6 protein-coding genes are annotated in these 4,588 nt (G+C 64.1%); 4 read left to right on the top strand and 2 right to left on the bottom strand.

Annotation, left to right across the window (positions count from 1 at the left end; all coding sequences use genetic code 11):
- Positions 1-77: 77 nt before the first annotated feature.
- Positions 78-449 carry a hypothetical protein gene (locus tag ACTMTI_RS56470; protein ID WP_441129334.1) on the bottom strand — a complete coding sequence of 124 codons (372 nt, stop codon included), beginning with the start codon at positions 447-449 and terminating at the stop codon, positions 78-80.
- Between the two features lie 161 nt (positions 450-610).
- On the opposite strand from ACTMTI_RS56470, the gene ACTMTI_RS56465 reads away from it, so the two are divergent.
- The gene (locus ACTMTI_RS56465) at positions 611-874 is read left to right on the top strand and encodes a hypothetical protein (RefSeq protein ID WP_441129333.1); all 264 of its coding nucleotides are present in this window, start codon (positions 611-613) and stop codon (positions 872-874) included.
- A gap of 275 nt (positions 875-1,149) precedes the next feature.
- A complete protein-coding gene (locus ACTMTI_RS56460) occupies positions 1,150-1,545 on the top strand; it encodes a DUF4333 domain-containing protein (RefSeq protein WP_441129332.1) in 396 nt (131 codons plus the stop codon).
- 567 nt (positions 1,546-2,112) lie between these two features.
- Here the strand turns inward: ACTMTI_RS56460 and ACTMTI_RS56455 are convergent.
- Positions 2,113-2,676, bottom strand: a complete 564-nt coding sequence (locus ACTMTI_RS56455) for a dihydrofolate reductase family protein (RefSeq protein ID WP_441129331.1) — start codon at positions 2,674-2,676, stop codon at positions 2,113-2,115.
- A 615-nt stretch (positions 2,677-3,291) separates the two neighbouring features.
- Between ACTMTI_RS56455 and ACTMTI_RS56450 the strand changes: the two genes are divergently transcribed.
- Entirely contained in the window at positions 3,292-3,849 is a 558-nt protein-coding gene (locus tag ACTMTI_RS56450; RefSeq protein WP_441129330.1) for a DUF4240 domain-containing protein, read from the top strand.
- Between the two features lie 113 nt (positions 3,850-3,962).
- Entirely contained in the window at positions 3,963-4,496 is a 534-nt protein-coding gene (locus ACTMTI_RS56445) for an SMI1/KNR4 family protein (protein WP_441129329.1), read from the top strand.
- Positions 4,497-4,588: the final 92 nt, after the last annotated feature.

The following is a 4,588-nucleotide window of genomic DNA, read 5'->3' as shown; positions in this document are numbered from 1 at the left end:
CCACGCTGACCACAGCGAGGAAACGACCTCCAGCCGAATCCCTCAGCCGACCAGCTCAAGGTCGAGAAAGATCGAGGCTAGGAAGCAATGCGTGCTTCGCATTTCAGGGTCATACTGGCAGTTGAGCCCGCGAGAACCCATTTGCAGCCGCTGCGCCCATAGTCGTAGCGCGGGTGACTTAGAACGACGGTTCCGCTCACGCTGTTGGAGGTGGCGTACAAGCCACCATCCGCACCGTTATAGGTGTTCGCATACAGACGGAAGAGGCTGCCGCTGATGCTGGTTCGGCCGCCGCTCCTGGGACCCATCGCCGCGTGGAGGTAGAGGGTGCCTCCCCTGGCCGAGCTATTCTTGTACGTCGTGTAGTAATCGGCGTACGCCGCACCGGGAGTCACGACTATCGTCGCACCGACGGCCACAACCACCATGAGACTGGATTTGAGTTTCATCAGTTCCTTTCAAACGGTGAGTTGAAATGAGCTCTGCCACGTCCGATTATGAATCTGACTGGCATACTGGCGGCACATTTTCGGTACATGATCCGAGTATTCCGGCCGTGTACCGCCGGGTGCTTAGCTCTCCCGCAGGGACCTCGACAAAGTGGAGTCAAATGATGATGGTCATCCGTCGGCCCGGTTTGCGCCGCGCCGGAGTGATCGCTCTCGCGGCCGCAACGGCGGCGATCGGTGCGGTCACCTTGGCCGGCCCGGCGCACGCGGACTTTTTCGTCGGGATGTTCAAAACGAAGGCCGCCTGTGAACGGGAGCGACCCAAGTACAAGTCGGCGTGGACCACGCCGAGGCGGTGCTACTACTACACGGCCAACCCTCCGGCTTCCGGGTCCTGGGGGTTCTCTGTGGATGAGCGGTACTGATCCACGCTCTTCGGGCCTGGGGTCGGGCAACCAAGTAGCGGGGCGATCGGTCCACTCGCCGCACGCGGCTTCGGTGTCGACGAGGATCGGGACGCGTTGGGCCTGAGCTGCGACCGCGCGGGCGCGCCGTGAACGTACCGGATCCCGTGAGTGAGTCGCGTAACCGGTGCCCGAGGATGCTTGAGCGGGATAACTCTGTGCCTCGGGATCCTCCATCGCCTGAGGGCCGCTTGTGACCGAAAGAATTTACTACTGGACCTTGCCAACTGTCTCGGGTGACGGCGATCGCGCTGCGCGGCCGCAGGAACCGCTGTCAGCCCGTGCACGTCGAAACAGCAATCTTTCAAGCGATGAGGATGGGGAACATGCGCATTGGCTTCCCGGTTTCTTTGGCCTGCGGTGTGGTGCTGGTTGCGGGCTGCAGCTTCAGCGTAGGTAGCACTTCCGTCGAGAGACCCACGGTCGAGCAGCAGGTCGCCGACCAGTTGGCGGCGAAGGTCGGGCAGCGGCCGAAGGCGGTCGTGTGCCCGGGTGACCTCAAGGGGGAGCAGGGCACCACGATGCGTTGCCAGCTGGAGGCCAACGACGGGATGAAGATCGGCCTCACCGTCACGGTCACGTCGGTCAAGGGCAGCGATGTCAAATTCCACATTAAGGTCGACAACAAGTAGAGGGGTTTCCACGAGTCCGCCCGGACCCGAGGCAAGACCATCTGCAGGCCGTCACCGACGGCGGACCTGCTCGCCCTCGCCCTCCGCCTACGCGAGCAGACGGCATCTTGCTCGTGCCAGCGCGTGCGCAGGTCCAGGTGTACGGGCCGAACCGAGGCGGGCCGTTCTGGCCGCGGCGGCAACCAGCCGACCACGAGCAGCCGCCCGACTGGCCGGTCCAGAGCCCCAATTCCTCGAGCACTTTCCCGGCGGCACACCACCATCGGCGGCTCGTCCTGCTGGACCGCCCCGCCGGGTACCCTCCCAGTTGTTCTTGTAGGTCGGCTCCACCAGCAGCACCCCGTCCGGCCCCATCCCGGAACAACGCGCCCGCTGCCATCCGTTTACGCGCCAGCGACGCCACGTACTGATCGGCGGGCAACACCGCTGAACTGCCAGAACCCATCCGCCGAGGCTGCCGGGAAGATCCATCAAGCATCCACCGAACCGCGGCGTGTTCGCTACTGAGTGACGATCGGGCCTTCGCTGATCCAACGCGGCTCAACCGGCCGATCCGAGGTTGGGCACTCAGCGCCTGGTCTCGTACCTGGTCAGGAGTACGCCGTCGGGAAACGTCCGGGTCTCCACCAGGCTCAGGTTCACCCAGTTGTCCAGGGCTGTGAAGAACGGCGTGCCGCCGCCCACCAGGACCGGATGGGTGACGATCGCGTACTCGTCGATCAGCCCGGCCCGCATGGCCGCCGCGGCGAGTGTGGCACCGACGATGTCCATGGGGCCACCGTCCTCGGCCTTGAGCCTGGTGATCTCGGTGACCGCGTCGCCGGTGACCAGACGGGCGTTCCAGTCGACCGTCTTGGTCGTAGAGGAGAACACCACCTTCGGCATGTCCCGCCAGCGGCCGGCGAACTCGATCGCCGCCGGTGTGGCACCCTGCTGCTTGTCGGCGGTCGGCCAGTGGGAGCTCATCGTCTCCCACAGTTTGCGCCCGTACAGCGCCAGGCCCGTCGCGTCCACCCGGTCGGACCACCACTGGAACAGCTCGTCGCTCGGCACGCTCCAGCCGAGGTCGTCGCCGGGCGCGGCGATGTAGCCGTCCAGGCTCACGTTCATGCCGAAGGTCAGTTTCCGCATGGCGTCAGCCTCCCGTGAGTCGGTATTCGGCGTACAGACCAGCACGGCGCGCAAAAATCATCGGTCAGGCCACACCGATCTATGCCGAAGTACCGGAGCAGGTGGGACAGGGCGCGCGGACGAGCGTACGCGCGGGCCTGGAGTCCCCGAGGGGGATAACCGACCCTCGGCCCAGACAGGTGGGACAGCCGGGCAGGTCGCGCGCATCGATCTGATCCCAGTCAAGTGCGCTACCCAAGTCCCCAAATCGACACCCCGACCAGCGGAAACGCCGTCAAGATCATTGCACGTATATTGGCGGGCCACCGACATACGGTCGCTCTCGACGGCATCTGGCTGCGTACCCCAGAAACGCAGAAGAGGCCCCGAAGTGCCTCTGAGCTGCGCTTACTGCTGGTGGCAGGTGCAAGGTTCGAACTTGCGTAGGCTGAGCCGACGGTTTTACAGCGGGTCGGTGATTGAGGCCTCGGAGCAGGTCTGAACTGGTGCTACAGCCTTAGCTCACTCACTGGCGTACGGAATCATCCCGCGTATATCCCGGATCTTCTTCGAGTCGTGGCGGCGCTACAAGTGGGACCAAACCGCATTAGCAGACTGTTGTGGCAAAGTGTCTGCGTGAATCTGGACGAATTCTGGAGCATTGTCGAGTCCGCCCGCACGGATGCCAAGCCTACCGATGAGGCACTCGTTGATCGACTTGCTGCTCTCTCGATGGAGGAGATCCTTGATTTCCAGGAGCGGTTCGATGAGGTAGAAGGCGCGGTGCATCGGTGGGACGTCTGGGCTGCCGCTTATCTGATCGGTGGCGGGTGCTCGGATGACAGCTTCAGCGACTTCCGGGCTGGGTTGATCGCGTTGGGCCGTGGCTGGTTTGAGAGGGCGGCGCAGTCCCCCGACAACCTGGCCGGCCACCCGGCCGTTATTGAAGCCGCAGCCCAGGGCGACGACCGTGCCATCTTCTACGAAGAAGTTCAATTTGCGGCCAACGCCGCCTACGAACGGCACACCGATGGCGATGTAGATGCCTTCTACGAGGCTTTGGCGGCTCGCGAGGAAGCAGTAGTAGACCGGGCCACAGGGGACGACATGGGCGAAGACTTCGACTTCGACGACGACGCCCAGCTGCGTCAGCGCCTGCCCCGACTGGCGGCGCTCTTCCTACCGGCCAGTTGAGGACAAGCGCACTAACTACGTGACACCGCTCTAGCAACTCGGGGGGCCATCGTGCAGGACAGCCCCACCTCGACCGCTTCCTATGGTCGTCTAATCTTCCGGGGATGGCGAACATGTCTGAAAGTCTCGCATTGCCCACTGCCCTGGCCGAGGTGGCCGAGGTCGGCTTCGAGTGGGAATGGGACGAGGAAACCGACGAGGCCCGTGGCTGTGACTTCGAGCTATACGACCAGTTCGAGGAGCCCGACCGGACGGCGTGGTGGTTCCGCCTGTGGACCGGCAACCAAGAGGCCGACGGCAGCGAGTTCCGCTTCTTCGGCACGACCGGGGCGGGTGACTACACCGGCTTCTGGCTGGTACGGCCAGATGTGGCGATCACTGACCAGCCCGTCGTCTACATCGGCTCCGAGGGGGAGCACGGTCTGATCGCCCGCAATCTCGGCGACCTCCTCTGGCTGTTCGCCGCCGGCCTGGGCCCCGCCGAGGCCTTCTCGGACCCCGACTCCACGGCACAGCCGAACGAGGCATTCCGTACCATCGCCGAGCGATACGCACCCGGCGGCCGCCGTTCCCCAACCCAGATCGTGACTGCCGCACGAGCAGAGTTCCCGCATTTTTCGGATCTCATCGACTCGATGTGCCGCTGAGCGGGACCTCACCTGGGTCGCGTCCGAGATGCGGTGTAAATAGATCACGAGCGTAGGTTCCGTGTTGAACCGCCAAGTTCGCACGAAGAAAG

The sequence above is a fragment of the Nonomuraea sp. H19 genome, from assembly GCF_052068215.1.
Taxonomy (GTDB): Bacteria; Actinomycetota; Actinomycetes; order Streptosporangiales; family Streptosporangiaceae; genus Nonomuraea.
The sequence above is the reverse complement of the archived record's forward strand: the minus strand, read 5'-3'. Positions and strand labels throughout refer to the sequence as shown.